Source organism: Streptomyces sp. NPDC050842, assembly GCF_044456565.1.
Lineage (GTDB): Bacteria > Actinomycetota > Actinomycetes > Streptomycetales > Streptomycetaceae > Streptomyces.
In genome coordinates, this window is sequence record NZ_JBITGA010000010.1 from 1 (window position 1) to 24687 (window position 24687).

21 protein-coding genes and 1 tRNA gene are annotated in these 24687 nt (G+C 72.6%); 1 reads left to right on the top strand and 21 read right to left on the bottom strand.

The window, feature by feature from the left end:
* Nucleotide 1: 1 nt before the first annotated feature.
* The 19 genes from ACIBG6_RS29830 to ACIBG6_RS29920 all read right to left on the bottom strand — a co-directional run bounded on the left by ACIBG6_RS29830 (nucleotide 2) and on the right by ACIBG6_RS29920 (nucleotide 22700).
* Nucleotides 2-86, bottom strand: a tRNA-Leu gene (locus ACIBG6_RS29830).
* 224 nt (nucleotides 87-310) lie between these two features.
* Nucleotides 311-1366 carry a sugar phosphate isomerase/epimerase family protein gene (locus ACIBG6_RS29835; RefSeq protein ID WP_399225795.1) on the bottom strand — a complete coding sequence of 352 codons (1056 nt, stop codon included), beginning with the start codon at nucleotides 1364-1366 and terminating at the stop codon, nucleotides 311-313.
* A 58-nt stretch (nucleotides 1367-1424) separates the two neighbouring features.
* A complete protein-coding gene (locus tag ACIBG6_RS29840; protein ID WP_399225796.1) occupies nucleotides 1425-2813 on the bottom strand; it encodes a nucleotide pyrophosphatase/phosphodiesterase family protein in 1389 nt (462 codons plus the stop codon).
* Nucleotides 2810-4003 (bottom strand): metabolite traffic protein EboE, encoded by a 1194-nt coding sequence (gene eboE / locus ACIBG6_RS29845; RefSeq protein WP_399225797.1) that lies wholly within the window; start codon nucleotides 4001-4003, stop codon nucleotides 2810-2812. The genes ACIBG6_RS29840 and eboE overlap by 4 nt, the downstream gene beginning before the upstream one ends.
* A gap of 10 nt (nucleotides 4004-4013) precedes the next feature.
* Nucleotides 4014-4862 (bottom strand): TatD family hydrolase, encoded by an 849-nt coding sequence (locus ACIBG6_RS29850; protein ID WP_399225798.1) that lies wholly within the window; start codon nucleotides 4860-4862, stop codon nucleotides 4014-4016.
* Entirely contained in the window at nucleotides 4862-5422 is a 561-nt protein-coding gene (locus ACIBG6_RS29855; protein ID WP_399225799.1) for an EboA domain-containing protein, read from the bottom strand. Before ACIBG6_RS29855 ends, ACIBG6_RS29850 begins: the two co-directional genes overlap by 1 nt.
* A complete protein-coding gene (locus ACIBG6_RS29860) occupies nucleotides 5416-6312 on the bottom strand; it encodes a sugar phosphate isomerase/epimerase family protein (RefSeq protein ID WP_399225800.1) in 897 nt (298 codons plus the stop codon). Before ACIBG6_RS29860 ends, ACIBG6_RS29855 begins: the two co-directional genes overlap by 7 nt.
* Nucleotides 6309-7268 (bottom strand): SCO3242 family prenyltransferase, encoded by a 960-nt coding sequence (locus ACIBG6_RS29865; protein ID WP_399225801.1) that lies wholly within the window; start codon nucleotides 7266-7268, stop codon nucleotides 6309-6311. The genes ACIBG6_RS29860 and ACIBG6_RS29865 overlap by 4 nt, the downstream gene beginning before the upstream one ends.
* Nucleotides 7265-8380, bottom strand: a complete 1116-nt coding sequence (locus ACIBG6_RS29870) for an inositol-3-phosphate synthase (RefSeq protein ID WP_399225802.1) — start codon at nucleotides 8378-8380, stop codon at nucleotides 7265-7267. Before ACIBG6_RS29870 ends, ACIBG6_RS29865 begins: the two co-directional genes overlap by 4 nt.
* Before the next feature lie 131 nt (nucleotides 8381-8511).
* The gene (locus tag ACIBG6_RS29875) at nucleotides 8512-12258 is read right to left on the bottom strand and encodes a ThuA domain-containing protein (protein ID WP_399225804.1); all 3747 of its coding nucleotides are present in this window, start codon (nucleotides 12256-12258) and stop codon (nucleotides 8512-8514) included.
* Nucleotides 12259-12572: 314 nt separating this feature from the next.
* Nucleotides 12573-13577, bottom strand: coding sequence for a sugar phosphate isomerase/epimerase family protein (locus ACIBG6_RS29880; RefSeq protein ID WP_399225805.1), 1005 nt, complete (start codon nucleotides 13575-13577; stop codon nucleotides 12573-12575).
* Nucleotides 13578-13590: 13 nt separating this feature from the next.
* The gene (locus tag ACIBG6_RS29885; protein ID WP_399225806.1) at nucleotides 13591-14865 is read right to left on the bottom strand and encodes a Gfo/Idh/MocA family protein; all 1275 of its coding nucleotides are present in this window, start codon (nucleotides 14863-14865) and stop codon (nucleotides 13591-13593) included.
* A 67-nt stretch (nucleotides 14866-14932) separates the two neighbouring features.
* The gene (locus ACIBG6_RS29890) at nucleotides 14933-15976 is read right to left on the bottom strand and encodes a substrate-binding domain-containing protein (RefSeq protein WP_399225807.1); all 1044 of its coding nucleotides are present in this window, start codon (nucleotides 15974-15976) and stop codon (nucleotides 14933-14935) included.
* Between the two features lie 78 nt (nucleotides 15977-16054).
* Nucleotides 16055-17056 (bottom strand): ABC transporter permease, encoded by a 1002-nt coding sequence (locus ACIBG6_RS29895; protein WP_329620314.1) that lies wholly within the window; start codon nucleotides 17054-17056, stop codon nucleotides 16055-16057.
* Complete coding sequence (locus tag ACIBG6_RS29900; protein ID WP_399225808.1) at nucleotides 17053-18570, bottom strand: sugar ABC transporter ATP-binding protein; 1518 nt, start codon at nucleotides 18568-18570, stop codon at nucleotides 17053-17055. The genes ACIBG6_RS29895 and ACIBG6_RS29900 overlap by 4 nt, the downstream gene beginning before the upstream one ends.
* Before the next feature lie 171 nt (nucleotides 18571-18741).
* Entirely contained in the window at nucleotides 18742-19923 is a 1182-nt protein-coding gene (locus ACIBG6_RS29905) for an ROK family protein (RefSeq protein ID WP_399225809.1), read from the bottom strand.
* 189 nt (nucleotides 19924-20112) lie between these two features.
* Complete coding sequence (locus ACIBG6_RS29910) at nucleotides 20113-20730, bottom strand: class F sortase (RefSeq protein WP_399226080.1); 618 nt, start codon at nucleotides 20728-20730, stop codon at nucleotides 20113-20115.
* Nucleotides 20731-20942: 212 nt separating this feature from the next.
* The gene (locus ACIBG6_RS29915; RefSeq protein WP_399225810.1) at nucleotides 20943-21536 is read right to left on the bottom strand and encodes a hypothetical protein; all 594 of its coding nucleotides are present in this window, start codon (nucleotides 21534-21536) and stop codon (nucleotides 20943-20945) included.
* A gap of 207 nt (nucleotides 21537-21743) precedes the next feature.
* Nucleotides 21744-22700: a beta-ketoacyl-ACP synthase III gene (locus tag ACIBG6_RS29920; protein ID WP_399225812.1), complete on the bottom strand. Its 957-nt coding sequence runs from the start codon at nucleotides 22698-22700 to the stop codon at nucleotides 21744-21746.
* A 235-nt stretch (nucleotides 22701-22935) separates the two neighbouring features.
* Here ACIBG6_RS29920 and fdhD point away from each other — a divergent pair, with 235 nt between their 5' ends.
* The gene (fdhD, locus tag ACIBG6_RS29925) at nucleotides 22936-23763 is read left to right on the top strand and encodes a formate dehydrogenase accessory sulfurtransferase FdhD (protein ID WP_399225813.1); all 828 of its coding nucleotides are present in this window, start codon (nucleotides 22936-22938) and stop codon (nucleotides 23761-23763) included.
* A gap of 9 nt (nucleotides 23764-23772) precedes the next feature.
* On the opposite strand, the gene ACIBG6_RS29930 is transcribed toward fdhD, so the two are convergent.
* Nucleotides 23773-24156, bottom strand: a complete 384-nt coding sequence (locus ACIBG6_RS29930) for a hypothetical protein (protein WP_056647137.1) — start codon at nucleotides 24154-24156, stop codon at nucleotides 23773-23775.
* Complete coding sequence (locus ACIBG6_RS29935; protein WP_399225815.1) at nucleotides 24153-24674, bottom strand: isochorismatase family protein; 522 nt, start codon at nucleotides 24672-24674, stop codon at nucleotides 24153-24155. The genes ACIBG6_RS29930 and ACIBG6_RS29935 overlap by 4 nt, the downstream gene beginning before the upstream one ends.
* Nucleotides 24675-24687: the final 13 nt, after the last annotated feature.

Sequence of the window (24687 nt, forward strand, 5' to 3'; positions counted from 1 at the left end):
GTGTCCGAGGGGGGACTTGAACCCCCACGCCCGATAAAGGGCACTAGCACCTCAAGCTAGCGCGTCTGCCATTCCGCCACCCGGACAAGGTGTCTGTCGCTTCGTGGTTTCCCTCGCGGCGACAGAGATAACTCTACCAGGGGTTTGAGGTGCCCTTCACCAGGGTTTTCCGTGGTCAGCGGCGTGGAGCAGTCGGAATCTCCATGATCAAGACCGGATTGTCCGGCGGTGTGCGCAGTGTGTGTTCGGTAGCGCACAGAGGGTGGGTGGGCGGCCTCGGGCCCCTGCGTGAGGGGCCCGAGGGGGTGGGTCAGCGGCCCTTCTCGCGCAGGGAGTGGAGGTGGGCGCTGGACCTGCGGGCGAAGTCGAGCGAGTCGACCGGGTTGTCGCGCTCGGCCTGCCAGTGGTGGGCGTGCCTGCCGTGGTGGGTGCGGTTGACCGCCGAGATGAAGCGCCGGTAGTCGATGTCCCCATCGCCGACGTCGGTCATGCGGTAGCCGTAGGGGACGGCGGAGTCGTCGCGGTCGCCGTCCTTGACGTGGAACAGCGGGTAGCGGTGGGGCTGGGCGAGGACGTAGTCGAGGGGGTCGAAGGGGGCGGGGGTGCCGTCCGGACGCGTCGAGTAGCGGTACTGGCCCACGTACGCCCAGAAGACGTCCATCTCCAGGTGGACGAGGTCCGGGTCGGTCTCGGCGAGGAGGACGTCGTAGAGCCGCACGTCGGGGCGGTCGGTGGCGAAGGAGAACTCCTCGGAGTGGTTGTGCTGGTAGAACTTCATGCCGCGCTTCCGTGCCGCGGCGCCGTACCGGTTGAACTCCTCGGCGCACCGCTTCCAGCCGTCGACGGTGGCGCCGTAGCGCCAGGGGCCGGACGCGGTGCCGATGTGGGGCAGGCCGAGGGCCGCCGCGTCGTCGAGGACCCGGTCGAGGTTCTGGGCGAAGGTGTAGGCGCCGGGGTCGCTCGCGTAATAGCCGACGTGGCTGCCGATGCCCCGCAGGCCGTGGTCGCGGGTGAGGCGCTTGAGTTGCGCCGGCGTGAGGGGGCCGCCGGTGCCCTGGGTGTAGCCGGCGTACTCGACCTCGTCGTAGCCGAACCTCTGGAGCTCGGCGAAGACCGCGGCGAATCCGAGGGCGGCGATCTTGTCGCGCAGCGAGTAGAGCTGGATGCCGAGGCGGCCGGGAGGCAGAACCGGCCTGCCGTGGCCCTGGCCATGGGATGCGGCGGCAGGGGCCGCTGCGGCGGGGGTGGCCGCCGCGCCCAGCAGGGCGGCGGCGGTCGCGCCGGCGGCGACGCCGAGCATGTTGCGCCTGCTGAGCCGGTGGGTCAGCTCAGGGTCAGTGGCTTGCGTACGGCGGCTGAGATTCATCTGTGGACAACTCCTCGGGTGTCGGTGGGGGCTGCTTCACTGGAGTCAGGTCGGCTCCTCAGGCGAGTCCGGCCAGCCGGAGCAGCAGGGACTTCACATCGGTGGCCGCGACGCGGCCGCTTACGGCGCGGGGGGTGGAGCACAGAATGAGCGGACCTTCGTCATCGCTCGTGGGGAGGCGGCCATGGCTGCCGCGAAGAGGTGAGGGGTCGAGGGGCACGACCGCGAGCCGGTAGCGCATGCCGAGCTTCTTGCGGGCGATCTCCCTGGCCGCCTTGAGCCGTACGTACGGATCGAGCGGGTCCATGAAGAGTTCGGCGGGGTCGTAGCCGGGCTTGCGGTGGATCTCGACGAGCCGGGCGAAGTCGGGCGCGCGGGCGTCGTCGAGCCAGTAGTAGTACGTGAACCAGGCGTCGGGCTCGGCGACGGCGACGAGCTCGCCGGAGCGCGGGTGGTCGAGGCCGTGTTCCTTCTTTCCCTCGTCGTCGAGGAGCGATTCGACGCCGGGGAGCTCCTTGAGGACGTCCCGGACGGCCGGCAGGTCTTCGGGGCGGCGGACGTAGACGTGCGCGATCTGGTGGTCGGCGACGGCGAACGCGCGGGAGGTCATGGGGTCCAGGTACTCCATGCCGTCCTGGGTGTGGACCTCCAGGAACCCGGCGCGGCGCAGGGCCCGGTTGATGTCGACGGGCTTGTCCACCCGGGTGATGCCGTACTCGGAGAGGGCGACGACCGTGCGTCCTTCGGCGCGGGCGTCGGCGAGGAGCGGGGCGAGGGCGGTGTCGAGGGCCGCGGCGGCCCGGAAGGAGCGCGGGTCGTCGGGGCCGTAGCGCTGGAGGTCGTAGTCGAGGTGCGGGAGGTAACAGAGGGCGAGGTCGGGGCGGCGGGTGCGGAGGATGTGGCGGGTGGCGTCGATGATCCACCGGCTGGAGACGAGGTCGGCGCCCGGACCCCAGAAGCGGAAGAGGGGGAACGTGCCCAGTTCCTCGGTGAGTTCGTCGTGGAGGGCCGGCGGCCGGGTGTAGCAGTCGGGTTCCTTGCGGCCGTCGGCGTAGTAGACGGGGCGGGGGGTGACGGTGATGTCGGTGTCGGCGCCCATGGCGTACCACCAGCAGATGTTGGCCACGGTGTAGCCGGGGTGGGCGCGGCGCGCCGCGTCCCAGAGGCGGTCTCCGGAGACGAGGCCGTTGTGCTGGCGCCAGAGCAGGACGTCGCCGAGTTCGCGGAAGTACCAGCCGTTGCCGACGATGCCGTGTTCGGCGGGGAGGGTGCCGGTGAGGAAGGTGGTCTGGGCGGTGCAGGTGACGGCGGGCAGGACGGTGGAGAGCGGGGCCTGGGAACCGGCCCGGGCGAGGGCGGTGAGGTGGGGCATGTGGTGGAGGAGCCGTGGGGTGAGGCCGACGACGTCGAGCACCAGGAGGGGGGTGGGGGCAGTGGAGTCGCTCACGGAAGTTCCTTGAGGCCGAGGTCGGTCAGCAGGTCGCGGGCCAGGGTCAGTTCGGCGGCGATGCCGTCCGCGAGCCGGGCGCGGGTACGGGGGCGACGGTCGGGAGGGAGGGCCTGCCAGGTGTAGGTCTCGACCTCCAGGTGGCGGGTGAGCGGGTGGGGTCCGCCGACGAGGAGGCCGAGGGTCTCCTGGAGTACGGGAAGCGTGGAGCCGAGCGGAGGGGCGGGTGGGGCGTGCAGGGGGACGTGGAAGTGGGCGCGCCAGGGCGTCGCGTCGGGAAGGCCGGCGCCGGGGCCGGGGCCCGTGTCGGGGGTGGCGAGGGCTTCGGGAAGGTCGTCGGTGCCCCGCAGGCCGGCGGCGGTCCTCGTACGGGTCTGGTGGAGGAAGCGGGGTTCGGCGAAGGCGCCGAGCGCGGCCCTGACCTCGGGCAGGTGCGGGTGCTCGGCGTGGAGCGCGGCGGAGAGCTGCGCCTTGGGGACGGTGATTCCGGCGGTGGTGAGCGCGTCGAGGGCGGTGCGCGGGTCTTCGAAGGAGGTCGCGAGGTGGCAGGTGTCGAGGCAGACGCCGATGCGGGCGCGCGGTACGCCGCTGAGCGCGGCGACGGCGTCGGCGACCGTTTCGACGGTGCAGCCGGGCTCCGGTTCGAGGCCGATCCGGATGCTTCGCCCGGTGAGCTCCTCGAGTGCGTCGAGGCGGGTGGCGAGCGTGGTCAGTGCGGTGCGGGCGGTGGCGGCCGCGCGGGTGTCGAAGGGGGTGCGCCAGGCGAGGGGCAGGGTGGAGACGGATCCCTCGCTGACGTCGTCGGGGAGGAGCGCGGCGAGGAGACGGGCCAGGTCGGTGGTGTGGGCGAGGCGCTCGGGTCGGGTCCAGTCGGGCTGGTAGACCCGGTGCTTGACCTCGTCGGCGCCGAACCCCTCGTAGGGGAAGCCGTTCAGGGTGACCACTTCGAGGCCGCGGCGGTCGAGTTCGGCGCGCAGGGCGCGGAGCGAGGCGGGGTCGGTGGTCAGGGCGTGGGCGGCGGCGCGCGCGAGCCAGAGGCCGATGCCGAGGCGGTCGCGGCCGAGGCGGCGGCGGACGGGCTCGCAGTGGTCGCGGAGCTGGGCGAGGACGCCGTCGAGGGTCTCGGCCGGGTGGACGTTCGTGCAGTACGCGAGGTGGACGGTGGAGCCGTCGGGGTGCCGGAAGCGCATGCGGGGTGCCTCATTCCCCGCCGCGGAGGAGGGAGTTGCCCTCGTGCAGGTCCTGTGGGGAGGAGGGATCGAGCCGGAGACGCCCGCTGAGTCCGTAGAAGGCGCCGGGGTTGCGCCAGAGGACCCGGTCGACGTCGTCGTCCGTGAATCCGGCGGCGAGCATGGCGTCGCCGACCGCACGGGTCTTGAGGGGGTCGCTCCTGCCCCAGTCGGCTGCCGAGTTCACGAGGACGCGCGTGGTCCCGTGGTTCCGGAGGATCGCGACCATCCGGTCCACGTCCATCTTGGTGTCGGGGTAGACGGAGAAGCCGAGCCACGCGCCGCTGTCGGCGGCCTCCTTGACGGTGGTCTCGTTGAGGTGGTCGAGGAGTACGCGGTCGGGGGCGAGCGGGGACTCGCGGACGACGTCGATGGTGCGGCGCAGGCCGGTGAGCTTGTCGCGGTGCGGTGTGTGGACGAGGGCGGGCAGGCCGTGGTCGGCGGCCAGCTGGAGCTGGGCGGCGAGGGCGGTGTCCTCGGCCGGGGTCAGGGAGTCGTAGCCGATCTCGCCGACGGCGACGACACCGTCCTTGGCGAGGTAGCGGGGCAGGTCGTCGAGGACGGGGGTGCAGCGGGGGTCGTTGGCCTCCTTGGGGTTGAGGGCGAGCGCGCAGTGGTGGGCGATGCCGTACTGGGCGGCGCGGAAGGGTTCCCAGCCGAGGAGCGAGTCGAAGTAGTCGAGGAAGGAGGCGGGCGAGGTGCGGGGCTGGCCGAGCCAGAAGGAGGGTTCGACGAGAGCGCGGACGCCGGCGTCGTACATCGCCTGGTAGTCGTCCGTGGTGCGCGAGGTCATGTGGATGTGGGGGTCGAAGACGCGCATCAGGACTCCTCGACGGGTGCGGTGGCGGTGAGGGCGAGGACGCGGGGCAGGTCGACGGGGAGGGGGCGGCCCGCGGCGGTGAGCTCGGCGGCGTGGTCGGCGAGCATCCGGGCGAGTTCGGTGTCTCCTGCGGCGCGCTCGGCGAGGCCGGCGACGGCGGTGACGGGGACGCCGGTGAAGAGGCATTTCAGAAGGGCGTGGCGCCACGTGTGGGGGGTGAGGTGGGTGGCGGCGTAGGGGCCGAGGGCGGCGGCGATGAGGGTGGTGTCGTGGGTGCGCAGGGCGTCCTCGACGAGGGGCACGGCCTCGGGGCCGGAGACGAGGGAGGGGAGGGCGAGGAGGACGGCGCGGCGCTCGGCGGCGGCGCCGTGGTGGTAGAGGCGGGTGAGTGTGGCGGCGTCTGCGGCGGCCGTCCGGAGAAGGAGGGTGCGGGCGGAGTCCGCGTGGGGGTGACCGCAATGGCGTCCGGCGGCGACGAAGTACGACTCCCAGGCCGGCGTACGGGCGGCGGCTTCAATGAGCGCCGAGTCCAGCCAGGTGCGGGCGGTGCCGGTCAGCATGCCGGGGCCTCCTGCCGCAGGAAGGAGAGGGAGGTGCGGGCGAGTTCGGGGCCGGCGTGGGAGTGCCGGGGCAGTTCGACGACGGTGAGCCCGGTGTAGCCGGCGGCGGTGAGGTCGGCGAGAGCGGCGAGGACGGGCGGGAAGTCGATCTCTCCGTCGCCGAACGGCAGGTGTTCGTGGACACCGCGGCGCATGTCCTCGATCTGGACGTGGTGCACCCAGGGGGCGGCGGCGCGCACGCAGTCGGCGGGAGGGAGGGATTCGAGGCACTGACAGTGGCCGATGTCGAGGGTGAGACCCAGGACGGTGGGTGGGGGTGCTCCGAGGAGTCCGCGCAGGTGGTGGAAGTCGTCGAGGGTGGCGAGGAGGTGACCCGGTTCGGGTTCGACGGCGAGGGGGACGCGGGCGGCGTCCGCGGCTTCCAGGACGGGGGTGAGGGAGGTGGTGAGCCGCTTCCAGGCCTCGTCGGGTGAGGTGTCCGCGGGGGCGGGGCCGCTGAAGCAGTGCACGGCGTGTGCGCCGAGGTCGGCCGCGACCCTGACGGCCCGGAGCAGCAGCCGGGTGCGGGCGGCCCGGTCCTCGGGGGCCGCGTCGAGCAGCGACGGTCCGTGCTTGCGGCGCGGGTCGAGGACGTAGCGGGCGCCGGTCTCGACGGTGACACCGAGTCCGAGGGCGGCCAGTCGCCGGCCGACCCGGGCGGTACGGGCGGCGAGGTCGGGCGCGAGCGGGTCGAGGTGCATGTGGTCGAGGGTCAGGCCGACGCCGTCGTAGCCGAGGTCGGCGAGGAGGCCGAGGGCCTCGTCGAGCCGCAGGTCGGTGAGGCCGTTGGTGCCGTAGCCGAGCCTGAGGCGGGGTGTGAGGCGGGGCCCGGGGTGGGGGGTGGTGCTCATGTGGGGCTCACCTTCCGGGCTAGGGCGCGGCCGAGCGGGACGAGTCCGAGGAGCCCGAGCGCCGTGCCCGGGGCTCCGGCGCGGGCGGCCAGTGCCGCCTGGAGCGGGATGGTCGCCCGTATCCCGCCGCCGACGGCCCGCTCGGTGAGAACGGCGGAGGGGTTGAGCGCGGCGTGCAGGAGGTGGGTGGCGGGGGTGCGGGCGTAGGCCAGGGCGAGGAGCGGGCCGAGGCGGGGAGCGGGGAGGGCGGGGCGGGGAGCGGGGAGGGTGGGGCGGGGGCGGGGGGCGGGGGCCCCGGAGGGAGGGGTTTGGTTCGCGCGGCTCGATAGCGTCCCGGCCACCGCCAGGGTCACGGCGAGGGCCGCGAGTGGGGTGCGGGTGGAGCCGCCCTGAGTCTCGTGACGGGAGACGGCGGTGACGGCGTAGGTGTGGGCGCCGAGGAGAGCGGCCGCGGGGAGAGCGGTGGGGAGCGAGTTGAAGGGGCGGCGTGGCGGGTGGGTGGTGGCAGTGGCGCCGAGGAGGAGGTCGAGGGCTCGGGCGGCCGCCATCGTGGCGGGGCCCGCCGGGGTGTGTTTGAGGCCGAGGTCGTAGGCCCAGACGGTGGTGGCGAGGGCGGTGGCGACCACGAGGGCGGGGCGGCCGGCGCGGGAGGCGAGGCCGAGGCCGGTCGCCGTCAGGGCGGCCGAGGCGGCGAGGGCGGCGGCGGGGGTGATGCGGCCGGAGGGCAGCGGGCGGTGGGGGCGTTCGGCGGCGTCCTCGTCACGGTCGGCCCAGTCGTTGAGTGCCATGCCCGCCTCGTACAGGCAGAGGGACGCGCCGATCGCCCAGAGCGTGCCGCGCCCGGGGCGCGAGCCGGCGGCGGCCGCCCCTGCGAGGGCGTCGCCGGGTACGGAGGCCAGCGCCGAGACGCGGAGGAGTTCCGCCCAGGCGCGCGGCCTGCCGGTGGCCCGGGTCATCGTCGGTCCTTGCTCAGGGTCCCGCCGAAGGTGACGAGGCGGGTGTACTGGGCTGCGAGGGAGGCCGGAGGGGTGCCTTCGGGGTCCTTGAAGTAGAAGGCGAGGTCGTCGAGGGAGCCGGTGAGGCCTCTCTCGTGGGCGCGGGCGGTGAGGCGGGCGAGGTCCAGGACGAGGGGTGCGGCGAGGGCGGAGTCGCAGCCCTGCCAGAGGGTCTGGAGGATCATGCGGGTGCCGAGGAAGCCGTCGAAGGCGATGTGGTCCCAGGCGGTCTTCCACTCCCCCAGGGCGGGGACGTCGTCGATGTGGACCTGTCCTTCGACGGCGCCGCCGAGGGTGTCGGTGAGGACGCGTTCCTTCCCGGCGTTCTTGGCGGCGGCGGCCGCCGGGTCGGCGAGGGCGGCTCCGTCGCCGCCGCCGAGGAGGTTGCTGCCGGACCAGGCGCGTACGGTCAGGGCCCGCTGGAGGAACATCGGGGCGAGGACGGCCCGCAGGAGGGTCTGTCCGGTCTTGCCGTCGCGGCCCGCGTGGGGCAGTCCGCTCGCCGCGAGCGGTGCGGCGAGGGCGGGGTGGCGGAGTCCGGTGGACGGGGTGAAGTTGACGTACGGGCAGCCCGCGCGGAGCGCGGCGGCGGCGTAGAGGCTGCTGGGTGGGAGCCCGACGCCCCCCGACGCCGGCTCCGTGGAGGCCACATTGACGACCACGACGCGGTCCAGGCCAATGCGTTCCCGGAAGTCCGTCAGGTCGGCGGTGAAGGCCGTGACGAGCTGTTCGTCGGTGCGGGCGTCGCCGGGGAGGGGGCCGCCGGGGCGGATCTCCCGGTCGGCGGCTTCGAGTTCGGCGGTGACGGCGCTCGCCAGGCCGTACGGGAGGACTCCGGCGGTGGTGAGCTGTTCGGCCCGTTTGGGGAGGGGGCAGTCGACGGTGTCGTGTCCGCCGAAGACGAGCGTGGCGAGCGGTGGGAGGCCGGCGTCGGCGAGGTCGGGTGTCTCGGTGGCCATGCCGGTCGGTGGGTGGAGTCCGGCGACGAGGGCGGCGCAGCCGGCCACGGTGGTGGTGGCGACGGATCCTCTCGCACCGATGAGCCAGATTCCCGTGCGGTGTCCGGTGGGCATGTCGACGGCCTCCCTGCTCGTCCTGCGGGGGTGGTGTGGGGGGGGTGGGGGGGTGGTGCGTATGGGGGGACGGTGGGCGGGGTACGGCGGACCCCGCCCACCGTCGTTCGGTGGGGGCGGTCAGGGGGCGGTCAGGAGGAGAGCTCCCTGATCTGGATGGTGCGGAAGGCCGCCCGGTCCGCGGCGCCGTGGTTCTGGATGCCGATGTGGCCGGTGGTGAGGGAGCGGGCCGGGTCGGTGTTGGTGAAGTCGTTGATCTTGACGCCGTTGAGGAAGACCTGGAGGCGTTCGCCCTGGACGCGGATCTCGTAGGTGTTCCATTGGCCCGGTGGGCGGAGGGCCCGGTCGCGGGCGGTGAGGTTGGCCGACTTGAAGCCGTAGACGGCTCCGGTGGTGCGGTCGGCGGTGTCGGTGGCGTCGATCTGGATCTCGTAGCCGTTGTTCACGGCCGACCAGGGGTCGTCGGAGGCGGGGAAGCCGACGAAGATGCCGGAGTTGTCGTCGCCGGTGAGTTTCCAGTCGAGGGTGAGTGAGTACGACCGGAATTCCTTGGCCTGGTACCAGAGGAGGCCCATGCCGCCGGTGGAGCGGAGTTCGCCGTCGGTGACGTCGAAGGCGCCGGGTCCGGCCTGCTTCCAGCCTTCGGTGGTTGCGCCGTTGAAGAGGCTGCGGCTTCCGGTCTGGGGGCGGCAGTCGGCTTGGACCTGGCCGGTGGCGTACTGGAGTCCGCCCAACAGGTGCTGTCGGAAGCCGGGTTCGGCGTACGACTCCTTGGTGTGGCCTCCGCCGGTGTAGAAGGAGCGGCCGCCGCCGTAGCTCTGGCACCAGGCGATGGGGTGGTCGCCCTTCATCGTGCCGCCCTGGTACGTGGTTTCGTCGAGGGTGGCGAGGATGCGGGCCTGACCGCGGGGGTTGGTGCGGTAGTTGTACCACTCGTCGGTGCGCTGCCAGGGGCCGTCGAGGTGGGCGGTGGCGGGGTGGGTGTGGTCCTCGACGCGTACGGTCGCGGGCTGGATCTGGGGGTGGGACTGGAAGTGGGCGCCGACGAGGCCGCCGTAGAAGCTCCAGTCGTATTCGGTGTCGGCGGCGGCGTGGACGCCGAGGTAGCCGCCGCCTGTGGAGACGTAGTTCTCGAAGGCGGTCTGCTGGTCGGTGTCGAGGACGTCGCCGGTGGTGGAGAGGAAGACGACGGCGTCGTAGCGGGCGAGGTTGTTGGTGGTGAACTGGCGGGGTTCCTCGGTGGCGTCGACGGTGATGCCGTGTGCGGCGCCGAGTTCCTTGAGGGCGGTGATGCCGGTGGGGATGGAGTCGTGGCGGAAGCCGGCGGTCTTGGAGAAGACGAGGACGCGTTTGGCGGTGCGGTCGGCGGGGGTGCTGGAGATGGTGAAGTCGTCGAGGTCGTAGAGCGCGCCGGTGCCGCCCTTGAAGACCAGGTAGAGCTGGGTGGTCTTGCGGGGTACGGCGCGGAGGGGGACGTCGACGTCCTGGAAGGTCTCCCAGCTGCCGGTGACGGGGACGGGTGTGGAGCCGAGGAGGGTGCCGGTGGGTGAGCCGGTGCGGACTTCGAGGTAGCCGCCCGTACCGCCGGAGGAGAGGCGGGCGGTGAGCTTGGTGGCGCCGGTGAGGTTGTACGGGGTGAAGGCGATCCAGTCTCCGTCGTTGATGTCGCCGACGGTGCGGCCGCCGTTGGCCTGGGTCTTGTCGTAGGTGCGGATGCCGTTCTGGCTGTCGAAGTGCTCGGCCTGGCGGTGGCGGGGCTGGAGTTTGGCCTGGTCGCGGCCGGTGAGGGCGGCTTGTCCGCCGCCTCCGCCGTCGGTGTACTCGGCGGTGAAGACGGCGAAGATGTTGGCGTCGTCGTCGTGGCCGCCGTCGGCGGAGGTCTTGATGGTGCCGGTGCAACCGTTGGCGGAGGTGACGGGGTGGCCGTGGCTGTCGTGGCCGAGGACGTAGGTGACCTTGATCTTGGCGCAGTCGATGGGGCCGGTGGTGGCGTCTTCGGGGTCGGTGACGGTCACCTTGAAGGGGATTTCGTCGCCGAAGGCGAAGAGGGCTCCTTCTGCGGGGAGTTGGAGGTCGACCTTGGGTGCGGTGTTGCCGACGACGATGTGGGCGGAGGCGGATCCGGTCCGGCCTGTGGGGTCGTGGGCGGTGACGGTGGCGGTGTAGGTGCCGTTCGTGCGGTAGGTGTGGGTGGGGTTGGCGGTGGTGGCGGTGGTGCCGTCGCCGAAGTCCCAGGTGTACGTGAGGGGTTCGCCGTCGGCGTCGGTTGTTCCGGCGGAGGAGAAGGCGACCTTGAGGGGTGCGGTGCCGGAGGTCTTGGATGCGGTCGCTTCGGCGACGGGTGAGCGGCCTCCGGTGGCGTTTTCGATGCGGTAGAGGCCGGAGTTGTCGTCGCCGCCGAACCAGGCGGTTCCGTAGTCGAGGACGTAGAGGGCTCCGTCGGGCCCGAAGGCCATGTCCATGATCTGGGTGCCGGTCCAGGGCACGGGGTTGATGGACTGGACGGTGCCGTCGGTGCTCTGGTCGACGCGCTTGATCCAGCGGCGGCCGAACTCGCCGGCGAAGAAGTCGCCGTCGTAGGCCTCGGGGAACTTCACCGGGGAGGTGTTGGCGGGGTCGTACCGGTAGACGGGGCCGCCCATGGGTGATTCGGAACCGGTGCCGAACTCGGGTACGGAGTCGCCGTTGTAGGGGATCCAGGCGGGTTCGGCGGGGGGCAGGTCGACGAGGCCGGTGTTGTGCGGCGAGTCGTTCTTGAGGGCTCCGCAGTCGAAGGTGGCGCCGGAGGTGCCGGTGGCGAAGTCGTAGTCGACGTAGGGCTCGTTGTCGCCGGTGCAGAAGGGCCAGCCGAAGTTGCCGGGCTTGGTGACGCGGGCGAACTCGACCTGTCCGGCGGGGCCGCGGGCGGGGTCGGCGGCGCCGGCGTCGGGGCCGTAGTCGCCGACGTAGAGGATGCCGGTGGCCTTGTCGACGCTGAAGCGGAAGGGGTTGCGGAAGCCCATGGCGTAGATCTCGGGCCTGGTCTTGTCGGTGCCCGGGGCGAAGAGGTTGCCGGTGGGGACGGTGTAGGTGCCGTCGTCGGCGACCTTGATGCGGAGGATCTTGCCGCGGAGGTCGTTGGTGTTGCCGGAGGTGCGGCGGGCGTCGAACGCGGGGTTGCGGCCGGGGCGTTCGTCGATGGGGGTGAAGCCGTCGGAGGCGAAGGGGTTGGAGTCGTCGCCGGTCGACAGGTAGAGGTTGCCCTGGGCGTCGAAGTCGATGTCTCCGCCGACGTGGCAGCAGATGCCGCGGGTGGCGGGGATGTCGATGACCTTCTTCTCGCTGGCGTTGTCGAGGGTGAGGTCGGCTTTCAGGGTGAAGCGGGAGAGGCGGTTGACGCCGTCGAACTTGGCGAGCTCGGCGGGGGTGCCGTCGTTGGGTGCGTCGCCGGCGGGGGTGGTGAGGGGTGGGGCGTAGTAGAGGTAGATGGCGTGGTTGCGGGCGAAGTCCGGGTCGAGGCCGATGCCTTGGAGGCCTTCTTCGTCGTGGGAGTAGACGGGGACGGTGCCGATGACGGTGGTGATGCCGGCGGCGTCGGTGCGGCGGAGTTCGCCGTTGCGGGAGGTGTGCAGGACGCTGCGGTCGGGGAGTACGGCGAGGGACATGGGTTCGCCGACTTCGGGGGCGCCTTTGGCGAGGGTGACCTGCTGGAATTCCTCGGCAGCGGCTGCGGCAGCGGTATCGGCAGCCGAGGCGGACGTGGTGGTCTCCGTGTCGGCGGCGTGGCCGGTGGGGGCGCCGAGGGTGAGGCCGGCGAGGGTGAGCAGGCCGCCGGCGAGCAGGGCGAGTGGCTTTCCGGCGAGCGGGGTCCTGGTGCGGGGCCGTCGTTGTCTGTGCACGAGTGTCCTCCGGGAAGGGGGCCGGTCGTACGGGGGTCTCCGTGCCGTCGGGGGCGCGGGGAGGGGTGGGTGCCGCGGTGTCCGGGGGTGGGCGTGCGCCGTCACGCCGTCCGGGTCGACATGCGCATCGCGATACGCCATGTACACATCAGGCTGAGCTACGTCTGGGACCGTAGCGGTGTTCGTCCGGGCCGCAAAGCCCTTGTGCACGAGGAGGCGTGAACTTTCTCCCGCCAGTGGACAAAGGCGTGTGCGGGCAGCACGGCCCGGCCCGGCGGCGGTGTCGCCGCCGGGCGGGGACCCGCCTGTTCAGTTCAGTCGGCGTTCCCGAAGGCCGCGTCGAAGGAGGCGGCGGGCGGGTCGAAGTCGTACCGCTTGAGGTGGGCGAGTGCCTCGGGGGCGCCGGTCAGGCGGTCCATTCCGGCGTCCTCCCACTCCACCGAGACGGGCCCCGCGTAGCCGATCGACCGGAGCATCCGGAAGACGTCCTCCCAGGGCACGTCGCCGTGCCCGGCGGAGACGAAGTCCCAGCCGCGCCGCGGATCGCCCCAGGGCAGGTGGGAGCCGAGCCGCCCGTTGCGCCCGTCGAGCCGCTTGCGGGCCTCCTTGCAGTCGACGTGGTAGATCCGGTCGCGGAAGTCCCACAGGAAGCCGACGGGGTCGAGGTCCTGCCACACGAAGTGGCTCGGGTCGAAGTTGAGCCCGAAGGCCGGGCGGCGGTCGACGGCCTCCAGGGCTCGCCGGGTGGTCCAGTAGTCGTAGGCGATCTCGCTGGGGTGGACCTCGTGGGCGAAGCGCACGCCTTCGGCGTCGAAGACGTCGAGGATCGGGTTCCAGCGCTCCGCGAAGTCCTCGAAGCCGCGCTCGATCATGCGCTCGGGCACCGGCGGGAACATCGCCACGAGGTGCCAGATGGAGGAGCCGGTGAAGCCGATGACGGTGTCGACGCCGAGGGCCGCCGCGGCCCGCGCGGTGTCGGCGAGTTCGCGCGCCGCGCGCTGCCGTACGCCTTCGGCGTCGCCGTCGCCCCAGATCCGGGAGGGCACGATCGCCTGGTGGCGTTCGTCGATCGGGTGATCGCAGACGGCCTGTCCCACCAGGTGGTTGGAGATCGCCCAGCACTTCAGCCCGTACGCGTCGAGCAGTTCACGCCTGCCCTTGACGTACGCGGGGTCGGCGAGGGCCTTGTCGACTTCGAAGTGGTCGCCCCAGCAGGCGAGTTCGAGTCCGTCGTAGCCGAAGTCGCGGGCGAGCCGGCAGACCTCCTCCAGGGGCAGGTCGGCCCATTGGCCGGTGAACAGGGTGAAGGGTCGGGGCACGGTCGGGCACCTCCTAGCTCGATGCGGGTGTGGGCAGGGATGCGGGCCCGGGTATGGGCCGGGGTGCGGGCAGGGATGTGGGTACGGCGGTGGGTACGGGCGTGTAGACCGCGTTGTTCCGGGCGCTGTCCTCCACCGCTGCCAGGACCCGTTGGACCTGGAGGCCGTCGGCGAAGGAGGGTGCGGGCGCGGTGCCGCTCGCGATGGCGAGGACCAGGTCCCGGGCCTGGTGGGCGAAGGTGTGCTCGTAGCCGAGTCCGTGACCGGGGGGCCACCAGCCCTCCAGGTACGGGTGGTCGGGTTCGGTCACGAGGATGCGGCGGAAGCCGGCGGAGACGGCGGGCTCGGTGTGGTCGTGGAAGGACAGCTCGTTGAGGCGTTCGAGGTCGAAGGCGAGTGAGCCCTTCTCGCCGTTGAGCTCCAGCCGCAGCGCGTTCTTGCGGCCGGCCGCCATCCGGGTCGCCTCGAAGGAGGCGAGCGCCCCGGAGGCGAGCCGCCCGGTGAACAGGGCCGCGTCGTCGACCGTGACCTGCCCGTACGCCTCCGAGCCCGCTCCCCCGGCGAGGCCGCCGGCGGCGGCGCCCGCGAGCAGGGGCCGTTTCCGTACGAAGGTCTCGGTGAGCGCCGAGACTCCGACGAGCGGCTCCCCCACCAGGTACTGGGCGAGGTCGACGGCGTGCGCGCCGAGGTCCCCGAGAGCGCCCGAGCCGGCGTGTTCGCGTTCCAGGCGCCAGGTCAGCGGGAAGCCCCGGTCGACGAGCCAGTCCTGGAGGTAGGTGACGCGGACGTGCCGCAGCTCGCCGAGGCGGCCGTCCGCGACGAGCCGGCGCGCGTACGAAAGGGCGGGAACCCGGCGGTAGTTGAATCCGACCATGGCGATCTGGCCGCGGGCGGCGGCGGCCGCGGCGGCCGCCGTCATCGTCTCGGCCTCGGCCACCGAGTTGGCGAGCGGCTTCTCGCACAGGACGTGCTTGCCGGCCTCCAGGGCGGCGACGGCGATCTCCGCATGACTGTCGCCCGGGGTGCAGACGTCGACGAGCTGGACGTCGTCGCGGGCGATCAGGGCGCGCCAGTCGGTCTCGGCGGCGGCCCAGCCGTGGCGGCGGGCGGCGGCCCTGACGGCGTCGGGGTCGCGTCCGGCGACGGCGGCGAGGACGGGGCGCAGCGGCAGGTCGAAGGCGCGGCCCGCGGTGCGCCAGCCCTGCGAGTGGGCGGCGCCCATGAACGCGTAGCCGACCATGCCGACGCCGAGCGTCGGCGGTGCGGCCCCGCTCTCCGTCGTGTCCATTCGGTTCCTCCGTTTCGTGGTGCGGCGAGGTCCTGCTCCCGGGGGGCGGTCGGTCCGCCCGGGCCGGTCAGCTGAAGCCGGTGGGCAGGTACTCGTCGACGTTGTCCTTGGTGACGACGGCCGAGTAGAGGGTGATCGAGGCGGGGATCTCCAGCTCGGCCATGCCGCCGATGCCCTTCTTCTGGCCGAGGGCGCGGGCGAGGTCGATCGCGGAGGCGGCCATGGTGGGCGGGTAGAGGACGGTGGCCTTGAGGACGCCGTCGTCGGCCTTGATGGCGTCCATGGCGGACTTGGCTCCGGCGCCGCCGACCATGAGGAAGTCCTTGCGGCCGGCCTGGGCGATGGCGCGGAGCGCACCGACGCCCTGGTCGTCGTCGTGGTTCCAGAGGGCGTCGAACTTCGGCTGGGCCTGGAGGAGTTGGGCCATCTTGGCCTGGCCGGACTCGACGGTGAAGTCGGCGGCCTGGCGGGCGACCTTGCGGATGTTGGGGTAGTTCTTGAGGGCGTCGTCGAAACCCTGGGTGCGCTGCTTCGTGAGTTCCAGGCTGTCCATGCCGGCGAGTTCGATCACGGTGGCGTTCGGCTTGTCCTTGAGCTGTTCGCCGATGAACCGGCCGGCGTTGAGGCCCATGCCGTAGTTGTCGCCGCCGATCCAGCAGCGGTAGGCCTGTGGGGAGGCGAAGATCCGGTCGAGGTTGACGACGGGGATGCCGGCCTTCATGGCCTGGAGGCCGACCTGGGTGAGGGCCTTGCCGTCGGCGGGGAGGATGACGAGGACGTCCACCTTCTTGTTGATGAGGGTCTGGACCTGGCCGATCTGGGCGGCGGTCTCGTTGGAGCCCTCGGTGATCTCCAGGGTGACGTCGGCGTACTTCTTCGCCCGCTGTTGAGCGTTCTCGTTGATGGCGTTGAGCCAGCCGTGGTCGGCCTGTGGGCCGGCGAAGCCGATGGTGACGGGGGTGCCGGGCTTGTCGTCGGCGCCGGCGGCGGGGGCGGAACTCGCGGCGGGCGCCTGGCTCTTGGGCTCATTGCTGGTGCAGGCGGTGAGGACGGCGCCGGCGGAGACGGCCGCGCCGCCGAGGAGGAGGTGTCTGCGGCTGGTTTCGGGCATGGCGGTGGATCCCTTCTGGAGAGGGTGGTGCGCGCGAGGGGTGGCGTGGGGGTCGTCAGGGAGGGGGAATGGAGGGCGTCAGGTGTCGCCGTCGCGGGCCGAGCGGCGCTGGACGAGGACGGCGGCGACGATGATGGCGCCCTTGGCGATCTGCTGGACGTCGCTCTGCAGGTTGTTCAGGGCGAAGATGTTGGTGATCGTGGTGAAGACGAGGACGCCGAGGACGGAGCCGACGATGGTTCCGCGGCCGCCGCTGAGGAGGGTGCCGCCGATGATGGCGGCGGCGATGGCGTCGAGTTCGTACAGGTTGCCGTTGGTGTTCTGTCCGGAGCCGGCGAGGACGATCAGCAGGAACGCGGCGACGCCGCAGCACAGTCCGGAGAGGACGTAGAGGAGGAGGCGCTGGCGGCGGACGTCGATGCCGGCGAGGCGGGCGGCTTCCGGGTTGCCGCCGACGGCGACCGTGCGGCGGCCGAAGGTGGTGCGGTTGAGCAGGAGCCAGCCGGCGCCGGTGACGGCGGCGAAGACGAGGACCAGCGGCGGGATGCCGAGGATGTAGGCGTCGGGGATGCCGAGGTCGAGGACGGAGTCGACGGTGACGATCTGGGTGCGGCCGTCGGTGATCTGGAGGGCGAGTCCGCGGGCCGAGGCGAGCATGGCCAGGGTGGCGATGAAGGGGACCATGCCGCCGTAGGCGATGAGGACGCCGTTCACGAGCCCGCAGCCCACGCCGACGACGACGGCCGTGAAGAGGATGCCGGCGAAGCCGAACTCCTGGGTGGCGAGGGTGGTGGCCCAGACGGAGGCGAGGGCGACGATCGCGCCGACGGACAGGTCGATGCCACCGCTCGTGATGACGAAGGTCATGCCGACGGTGACGACGCCGATGACGGAGGCCTGCGTCAGGACGAGTTGGAGGTTGGAGCCGGCGAGGAACTCGGCGGGCCGGGTGAGGCCGCCGACGGTGATCAGGACGGCGAGGACGCCGAGCAGGGACAGGTTGCGGACGTCGGCCTTGAGGCCGAGTGCCCGCCAACGGCTTTCCTCGGCCGGGGCCTTGGCCGGGGTGGTGAGGGTCATGCGGTCGGGCTCCCTTCCATCACGAGGTCGAGTACGCGGTGTTCGTCGAGGTCGCGGGCGGGCGCCGTGTGGACGACGCGGCCTTCGCGGAGGACCAGGACGCGGTCGGCGAGGCCGAGGACCTCGGGTACCTCGCTGGAGACGAGGAGGACGGCGAGGCCGTCGTCGGCGAGGCGGCGGATGACGGCGTAGAGCTCGGCGCGGGCACCGACGTCGACACCGCGGGTGGGTTCGTCGAGGAGGAGGACGCGGCAGCCGCGGAGCAGCCAGCGGGCGAGGACGGCCTTCTGCTGGTTGCCGCCGGAGAGGGTGCGGACGCGGGCCTCGGGCCGGTCGGGGCGGAGCGAGAGCGTGCGGGTGGCGGCGCGGGCGGCCTCGCGTTCGGCGGCGCGGTCGAGCCAGCCGGCCCGGGAGAAGCGGGCGAGGGAGGAGACGGAGACGTTGCGGGTGACGGATTCGAGGAGGAGCAGGCCCTGTGCCTTGCGTTCCTCGGGGGCGAGGCCGAGGCCGGCGCGGACGGCGGCGGGGACGCTGCCGGGGCGCAGGGGCCGGCCGTCGACGAGGACGCGTCCCGCGGTGGGGCGCCGTGCGCCGTAGACCGTCTCCAGGATCTCGGAGCGGCCGGAGCCGACGAGTCCGGCGAGGCCGACGATCTCCCCGGGGCGGAGTTCGAGGTCGACGGGTTCGAACTCGCCTTTTCTGGCGAGGCCTTGGACCTGGAGGACGGGTGCGGCGGTGGGCGGTCGGACGGGCCGTTCGGGGAAGACGTACGGGACGTCCCGGCCGGTCATGAGGGCGACGACGTCCCGGGTGGGGGTCGTGGCGGGCAGTCCGCGGGCGACGGCCCGGCCGTCCTTGAGGACGGTGACGCGGTCGCCGATGCGGCGGATCTCCTCCAGGCGGTGGGAGATGTAGACGACGGCGACCCCGTCGGCGGTGAGGTCGGCGACGATGCGGAACAGGTTGGCGACCTCGTCGGGGTCGAGGGCGGCGGAGGGTTCGTCCATGACGATGAGACGGACGTCGTGGGAGAGGGCTCGGGCCATGGAGACGATCTGCCGCTGGGCGGCGGAGAGTTCGCGGAGGTGCCGGTCCGGGTCGATCTCGGGGTGGCCGAGCCGTGTGAGGAGGGCGGCGGTGGCGGTGCGGGCGGTACGGCCCCGGACGAACCCGGCGGTGGTGGGCTCGTGGCCGAGGTGGACGTTCTCGGCGACGGAGAGTCCTTCGACGAGGTCGAGTTCCTGGTAGATGGTGGCGATGCCGAGGCGGACGGCGGCGCTCGGGGAGCGGAGCCGGACGGGTTCGCCGTTCCAGGTGATCCGGCCCGCGTCGGGCTGGTGGGCGCCGGCGAGGACCTTGATGAGGGTGGACTTGCCGGCGCCGTTCTGGCCGAGGAGGCAGTGGACCTCGCCGGGGGTGACTTCCAGGTCGACGCCGTCGAGGGCGCGGACGCCGGGGAAGGACTTGGTGATGCCGTGCATGGTGAGCAGGGGCGGGGGTGGTTCTGGGGTCATGGCGGAGTTCCCCTCGGCGAGTGCGGGTGACGCCGGAGCGGTGGTGGAGGAGGCCTGAACATGCGGGCCGGTGGGTGGCTGAGGTGGGCCCGACGGTGCGGGCCGGTGGGGGTTTGTGCCCACCCGTTCCGCCCTTGCGGAACGTATGCCCACAAACCCGCGGCAGGCTGGTTACGCCGGTGAGAAGAGGTGGTCGCTGATGAGGCGGGCCGCGCCGGTCACTCCGGCGGTCTGGCCGAGCTCTCCGAGGACGATGGGGAGGTTACCGGTGGCCAGGGGCAGGGACTGCCGGTAGACCTGGGTGCGGATACTGGCGAGGAGGTTGTGGCCGAGGCCGGTGACACCGCCGCCGATCACCACCAGACCGGGGTTGAAGAAGCTGACGAGTCCGGCGATGACCTGCCCGACCCGGTTGCCGCCCTCGCGGATGAGGGCGAGGGAGGTGGCGTCGCCCGCGGCGGCGGCCGCCGCGACGTCGACCGCGGTGAGCCGGCCGGCCGCCGCGAGGCGGGCCGCCAGCTCCTCCGACCTGCCGCCGCGCGCCGCGTCCTCGGCGTCGCGGGCCAGGGCGGCGCCGCTGAAGTGGGCTTCCAGGCATCCCGTGTTGCCGCAGGCGCAAGCGCGGCCGTCGGGGGCGACCTGGATGTGGCCGATGTCGCCGGCGCTGCCCGTCGTACCGCGGTAGACCTCGCCGCCGACGACGATGCCGCAGCCGATGCCGGTGCCGATCTTGACGCAGAGGAAGTCGCCGACGGAGCGGGCGACTCCCGCGTGCTGCTCCCCCATGGCCATGAGGTTCACGTCGTTGTCGACCATGACGGGGCAGCCGAGTTCCTGGCTGAGGGCCTCCCTGACGGGGAAGCCGTCCCAGCCGGGCATGATCGGCGGGGCGACCGGGACGCCCTCGGGGAAGCGGACGGGTCCGGGGACGCCGATCCCGGCGCCGTCGAAGCCTTCCGCGATGCCCGTGTCGCGGAGCTTCGCCGCCATCGACAGGGCCTGTTCGAAGACGGCGACGGGCCCTTCGCGGACGTCCATGGGGTGGTTGAGGTGTCCGAGCACCTCCAACTCGGCGTTGGTGACGGCGACATCGATGGAGGTGGCGCCGATGTCGATGCCGAGGAAGCGGAGTTCGGGGGCGAGCCGGATGTTGTGGGAGCGGCGGCCGCCCCGTGAGGCGGCGAGACCGTCGGCGACGACGAGTCCCGTCTCCAGGAGGCGGTCGACCTCGACGGCGAGCTTGGAGCGGGAGAGATCTATCTGATCACCCAGCTGCGCACGGGAGTTGGGGCCTCCGTCGCGCAGCAGGCGGAGCAGTCGCGCCTGATGCCGGTTGGCGGGTCGTGCCGTCATGCGTCTCACGCGCCCCTCCCTCTCGTCGCACGCTCTCCTTCGGGCTTTCGGCAGGAACGTAGCAGCGGGGTTCCGGGGTGGGAAGAAGTCGCGCAGGAATCCGGGCAGACTTTTTCCCCGATGAGGACAAAGAAGGGGTTGTGGCGGGAAGAAAGGAGGAGAGAGGGGAGGGAGAGAGGGAGAGCGGCGTCAGTGGACCTCTACCAGGCGGGCCGAGACCACCACGTTGCCCTCGTAGCCGGTCTCCCGTGTGAAGGTGCCGCCGCAGGTGATGAGCCGCAGCTCGGCGAGGCCGGAGTCGCCGTAGACCCGTTCGGCGGGGAAGCCCTCCTTGGGGACGACCTCGACCCCGTACACGGCGAAGACCGCGGTCCGGCCGTCACGGCGGACGATCTCCACGCGGTGGCCCTTGCCGAGGGCGCCGAGGTCGTAGAAGACGGCACGGCCGGACGGGGTGTCGACATGGCCGACGACGACGGCGGTGCCGCGCTCGCCGGGGGTGACCGCACCGGTGAACCAGCCCGCGAGGTGGTCGTCCTCGGGAGGCGGGGCCTCGATCCAGCCGTCCGCGTCGAGGCCGACCTCCGTGAGGGGCGCGTCGACCCGGAGCGCCGGGACGCGGACCCGTACGGGCGGCGAGGCGGGCAGCGGATCCGGTACGGAGTCGGTGACCGGCGCCGTATCCGTATCGGCCGCCCGGGTGCCGTCGGGGGCGGCCACGGCGAGGGGCTGCGGAGGGCCTTCGGCGCGGAGCTCCTCCGCGCCGCCGCGCACGAGGTGCACGCCGACCAGGAGGACGACCGCTATGACACCCCAGGCGCCGCGCGTCCCCGTTCCCCGCGTCCCCGTTCCCCACGGCCCCGTTCCCCGCGTCCCCGTTCCCCGCGTCCCCGTTCCGTTCGACCCCTGCACGGTCGCGCTCCTCCGTCTCCGCGTGGGTGTGCTGGCGCCCCTTCGCCCCGGTCCTCGTCACACCGGGGCGGAGGGGCAGTCTCGGGCCCCCCTGGTTCCGGCGGGTGTCAGGCGCTGCCGTCGGCGCCGCGGCGGCAGGTCAGGACGACGGCGGCGCCGAGTGCTCCGGCGATCAGCACGACGCCGGTGACGAGTTCGGTGGCGCCGAGTCCTTCGTTCGCGGACCCGGCCGCGGAGCCGAAGCCGGCCTTCACGCCCTTGTGGGCGCCGGGGGGCGTGTCGGGTCCCGTGACGTTCCCCGTGTCGTGGCCCGTGTCGTGGCCCGTGTCGTGGCCCGGGCCGGTGGGCGGGGCGATCGTGAGGCTCGTGGTGCCGCGCTCGCCCTTGCAGTCGAAGGTGATCTCGTAGCGGGCGCCGGCCTTGGCCTCGAAGTCGATCGTGGCGGTGCCGCTCCGGCCCTCGTCGAGGGTCACCGTGTCGAAGACGCCGGAGGTGACGGTCACGGACGGCACTTCGCAGCCGTCGGAGGTGAGGGTGACGGTGCCGCCGGGGGCGACCGTCGCGGGGGTGACGGAGAACCCGAACGACGTGATGTTCGGTTCGTTCTCTTCCGTCGGCGCCGCCAGGGCCGTCGGCGCCGCCGCGAGCCCCAGGGCCGCGGCGGAGAACAGGGCGGCGGAAGCGATACGTATCGCGCGCATGACGGTCCTCCCGATCACGCGAGGGTGCGGGGGCGGAGCGATTCCGCGCCCGTCGACTGGACGACCCTCACCGCGATCGAAGCTAGGTGCGCCCCCGGCGCGCCGCCACCGGGCTCCGCCGAACGGGGCACGGTCGGCCGCCCTGAGCGCCGAAGCCCGCACGCCACCGCCCTGCGGCCCCGTCCCCCGTCCCCTGTTCGTCCGCGGCTACGGAATCCGGACGACCTGCCCCGCGTACGAGAGGTTGCCGCCGAAGCCGAAGAGCAGGACCGGGGCTCCGGAGGGCAGCTCGCCCCGCTCGACGAGCTTGGCCAGCGCCAGCGGGATCGAGGCGGCGGAGGTGTTGCCGGAGTCGACGACGTCGCGGGCGACGATCGCGTTGACGGCGCCGATCTTCGCCGCGAGCGGTTCGATGATCCGCAGGTTGGCCTGGTGCAGCACCACGCCCGCGAGCTCCTCGGGGGCGATGCCGGACCGCTCGCAGGTCTTCCGGGCGAGCGCGGGCAGCTGCTGGGTGGCCCAGCGGTAGACGGACTGGCCCTCCTGGGCGAAGCGCGGCGGGGTGCCCTCGATCCGCACGGCGTTGCCCATCTCCGGGACCGATCCCCACAGGACCGGGCCGATGCCGGGAGCGTCGGCCGGATCGGCGTCGTCCACGGCCTCGACGATCGCGGCGCCCGCGCCGTCGCCGACGAGGACGCACGTGGTGCGGTCCGTCCAGTCGCAGACCTCGGTCATCTTGTCGGCGCCGATCACCAGGACCCTGCGGGCGCCCCCGGCCCGTACGGCGTGGTCGGCGGTGGCCAGGGCGTGCGTGAAGCCGGCGCAGACCACGTTCAGGTCCATGGTCGCGGGCGACGTCATGCCGAGGCGGTTGGCGACGCGCGCGGCCGTGTTGGGCGAGCGGTCGATCGCGGTGGAGGTGGCGACGAGGACGAGGTCGATGTCGTCCGGGGCGAGCCCGGCGGCGGCCAGGGCCTTGCCCGCGGCGTGGGCGGCGAGCTCGTCGACGGGCTCGTCCGGCCCGGCGACGTGCCGGGTGCGGATGCCGACCCGGCTGGTGATCCACGCGTCGTCGGTGTCGACCAGTTTCGCGAGGTCGTGGTTGGTGAGCACCTTGGCAGGCTGGTAGTGCCCGAGCGCGGCAATGCGAGTGCCCGTCATACCGGGACCCCCTCGGTGGTTCGTTCGTCCGGCAGGACCCCCCAGTCTTGCCAGCGACTCATGGGTAACAGGTGACGTAAACCACCAACATTCACCCGTACCGCTTGGCCGACCATGACAAGGACCTCGGTGGGGTACGGGCCCCCGGTGACGGAGAATGGCCCCGTCAGGGCCGTTTCCGTCGCGTTTTCGCGGCTCCACGGCCTTCCACACGAGAGAATCGAGTGCGATCACGATGGGACGGGTCACCGAGCGGCGGCGTGTCATGCGGATCCGCGGTGGGGCGGTGAACACGCGGCCCGACACCCTGGTGGCCGAGGAGCCGCTGGAGATCCGGCTGAACGGCAAGCCGATCGCGATCACCATGCGTACCCCGGGGGACGACTTCGCGCTCGCGGCGGGCTTCCTCGTCAGCGAGGGTGTTCTCGCCGCCGCGTCGGACGTGCGGAACATCGTGTACTGCGCGGGGGCCACGGACGACGGCCGGAACACGTACAACGTGGTGGACGTGCAGCTGGCGCCGGACGTGGTCGTCCCCGACATCAGTCTGGAGCGGAACGTCTACACGACGTCGTCGTGCGGGCTGTGCGGGAAGGCCAGCCTGGACGCGGTACGCACCACGGCGCGCTTCCCGATCGCCGACACTCCCCCCGTACGGCTCGCTCCCGCGCTGCTGTCGCTCCTGCCCGAGCGGTTGCGGTCCGCGCAGCGGGTCTTCGACTCGACGGGCGGGCTGCACGCGGCGGCGCTGTTCGCGGAGGGCGGCGAGCTGCTCGACGTGAAGGAGGACGTGGGCCGCCACAACGCCGTGGACAAGCTGGTGGGGCGGGCGCTGCGGGAGGGCATGCTGCCGCTGGAGCGGGCGGTGCTGCTGGTGTCGGGGCGGGCTTCGTTCGAGCTGGCGCAGAAGGCGGTGATGGCGGGGATACCGGTGCTCGCCGCCGTCTCCGCGCCGTCCTCGCTCGCCGTGGACCTGGCCGCCGAGACGGGTCTGACCCTCGTCGGCTTCCTGCGCGGGCCGGACATGAACGTGTACGCGGGCGAGCACCGGATCGCCGTGTAGCGACCGCGGTCAGTTCTTCGGCGGGTCGATCATCTGGAGGGTGAGGGTGGCCGGGGGCTTCGCGATGCCGGGGCCGCCGGCCGCCGTCCAGGCCAGGATGTCGTCGAGGCAGTCCTCGTCGAGGGTGAAGCCGATCCAGGCGGCCCGTCCGCCGCGCCGGCGGCCCTCGGTGGAGGGCTGGACGACGACGATATTGGCCTGGGCGCAGGGGCCGAGGCAGTCGCTCGTACGGACGGCAAGGCGGCCGCCGGAGGCCGCGGCGGCCTCGCGGAGCCGGGCGAGCTGGGCGTCGTGGTCGGTGCCGGGGTTCTTGCGGGCGTCGCCGCAGCAGCAGCCCCGGCAGACGACGAGGGAGCAGGGGCGGGCCCCGTACCGTATCGGGACGGGTGTCACTCGGGGCCGTCCAGGGTGATCGCCGAGACGGGTGCGACGGTGCCGAGGCGGGGGAAGTCGAGCTCGACGGAGGCCCGGTGCTCGTCGGCGGTGAGGGCGGTCATGGCGTCCTCGGCGAAGACGAGGTCGTAGCCGAGGTCGCAGGCGGCGCGGGCGGTGGACTCGACGCCGAGGTTCGTGGCGATGCCGCCGAGGACGAGGGTGGTGGCGCCGGATCCCGTGAGCAGTTCGTGGAGTCCGGTGTCGTGGAATCCGCCGATGGTGCGCTTGATGACGACGTGGTCGTCGTCCTCGACGAGGTCCGGGACGAGCTCGCTGCCGGGCGGCTGGGTGGCGACGTTCGGCCGTTCGACGCGGATGTGGACGACGGGTGCTCCGGCGGCCCGGAAGGTGTCGGCGAGCCGGGCCGCGGCGGCGAGGACGTCGGTGCCGGGGCGGGGGGCGAGGGGCAGCGCGACGATGCGCTCCATCAGGTCGACGAGGACGAGCGCGGTGCGGCCGGGATCGAGTGAGGGCATGGGAGCACCGTAG

What these genes read in the sequence shown, in the direction of transcription:
- ACIBG6_RS29835 (WP_399225795.1), bottom strand. Translation starts at nt 1,366, where the DNA reads ATGAATCTCAGCCGCCGTACGCAAGCCACTGACCCTGAGCTGACCCAC.
- eboE (WP_399225797.1), bottom strand. Translation starts at nt 4,003, where the DNA reads ATGCGCTTCCGGCACCCCGACGGCTCCACCGTCCACCTCGCGTACTGC.
- ACIBG6_RS29850 (WP_399225798.1), bottom strand. Translation starts at nt 4,862, where the DNA reads ATGCGCGTCTTCGACCCCCACATCCACATGACCTCGCGCACCACGGAC.
- ACIBG6_RS29855 (WP_399225799.1), bottom strand. Translation starts at nt 5,422, where the DNA reads ATGCTGACCGGCACCGCCCGCACCTGGCTGGACTCGGCGCTCATTGAA.
- ACIBG6_RS29860 (WP_399225800.1), bottom strand. Translation starts at nt 6,312, where the DNA reads ATGAGCACCACCCCCCACCCCGGGCCCCGCCTCACACCCCGCCTCAGG.
- ACIBG6_RS29865 (WP_399225801.1), bottom strand. Translation starts at nt 7,268, where the DNA reads ATGACCCGGGCCACCGGCAGGCCGCGCGCCTGGGCGGAACTCCTCCGC.
- ACIBG6_RS29870 (WP_399225802.1), bottom strand. Translation starts at nt 8,380, where the DNA reads ATGCCCACCGGACACCGCACGGGAATCTGGCTCATCGGTGCGAGAGGA.
- ACIBG6_RS29885 (WP_399225806.1), bottom strand. Translation starts at nt 14,865, where the DNA reads ATGGACACGACGGAGAGCGGGGCCGCACCGCCGACGCTCGGCGTCGGC.
- ACIBG6_RS29890 (WP_399225807.1), bottom strand. Translation starts at nt 15,976, where the DNA reads ATGCCCGAAACCAGCCGCAGACACCTCCTCCTCGGCGGCGCGGCCGTC.
- ACIBG6_RS29895 (WP_329620314.1), bottom strand. Translation starts at nt 17,056, where the DNA reads ATGACCCTCACCACCCCGGCCAAGGCCCCGGCCGAGGAAAGCCGTTGG.
- ACIBG6_RS29900 (WP_399225808.1), bottom strand. Translation starts at nt 18,570, where the DNA reads ATGACCCCAGAACCACCCCCGCCCCTGCTCACCATGCACGGCATCACC.
- ACIBG6_RS29905 (WP_399225809.1), bottom strand. Translation starts at nt 19,923, where the DNA reads ATGACGGCACGACCCGCCAACCGGCATCAGGCGCGACTGCTCCGCCTG.
- ACIBG6_RS29915 (WP_399225810.1), bottom strand. Translation starts at nt 21,536, where the DNA reads ATGCGCGCGATACGTATCGCTTCCGCCGCCCTGTTCTCCGCCGCGGCC.
- ACIBG6_RS29920 (WP_399225812.1), bottom strand. Translation starts at nt 22,700, where the DNA reads ATGACGGGCACTCGCATTGCCGCGCTCGGGCACTACCAGCCTGCCAAG.
- fdhD (WP_399225813.1), top strand. Translation starts at nt 22,936, where the DNA reads ATGGGACGGGTCACCGAGCGGCGGCGTGTCATGCGGATCCGCGGTGGG.
- ACIBG6_RS29935 (WP_399225815.1), bottom strand. Translation starts at nt 24,674, where the DNA reads ATGCCCTCACTCGATCCCGGCCGCACCGCGCTCGTCCTCGTCGACCTG.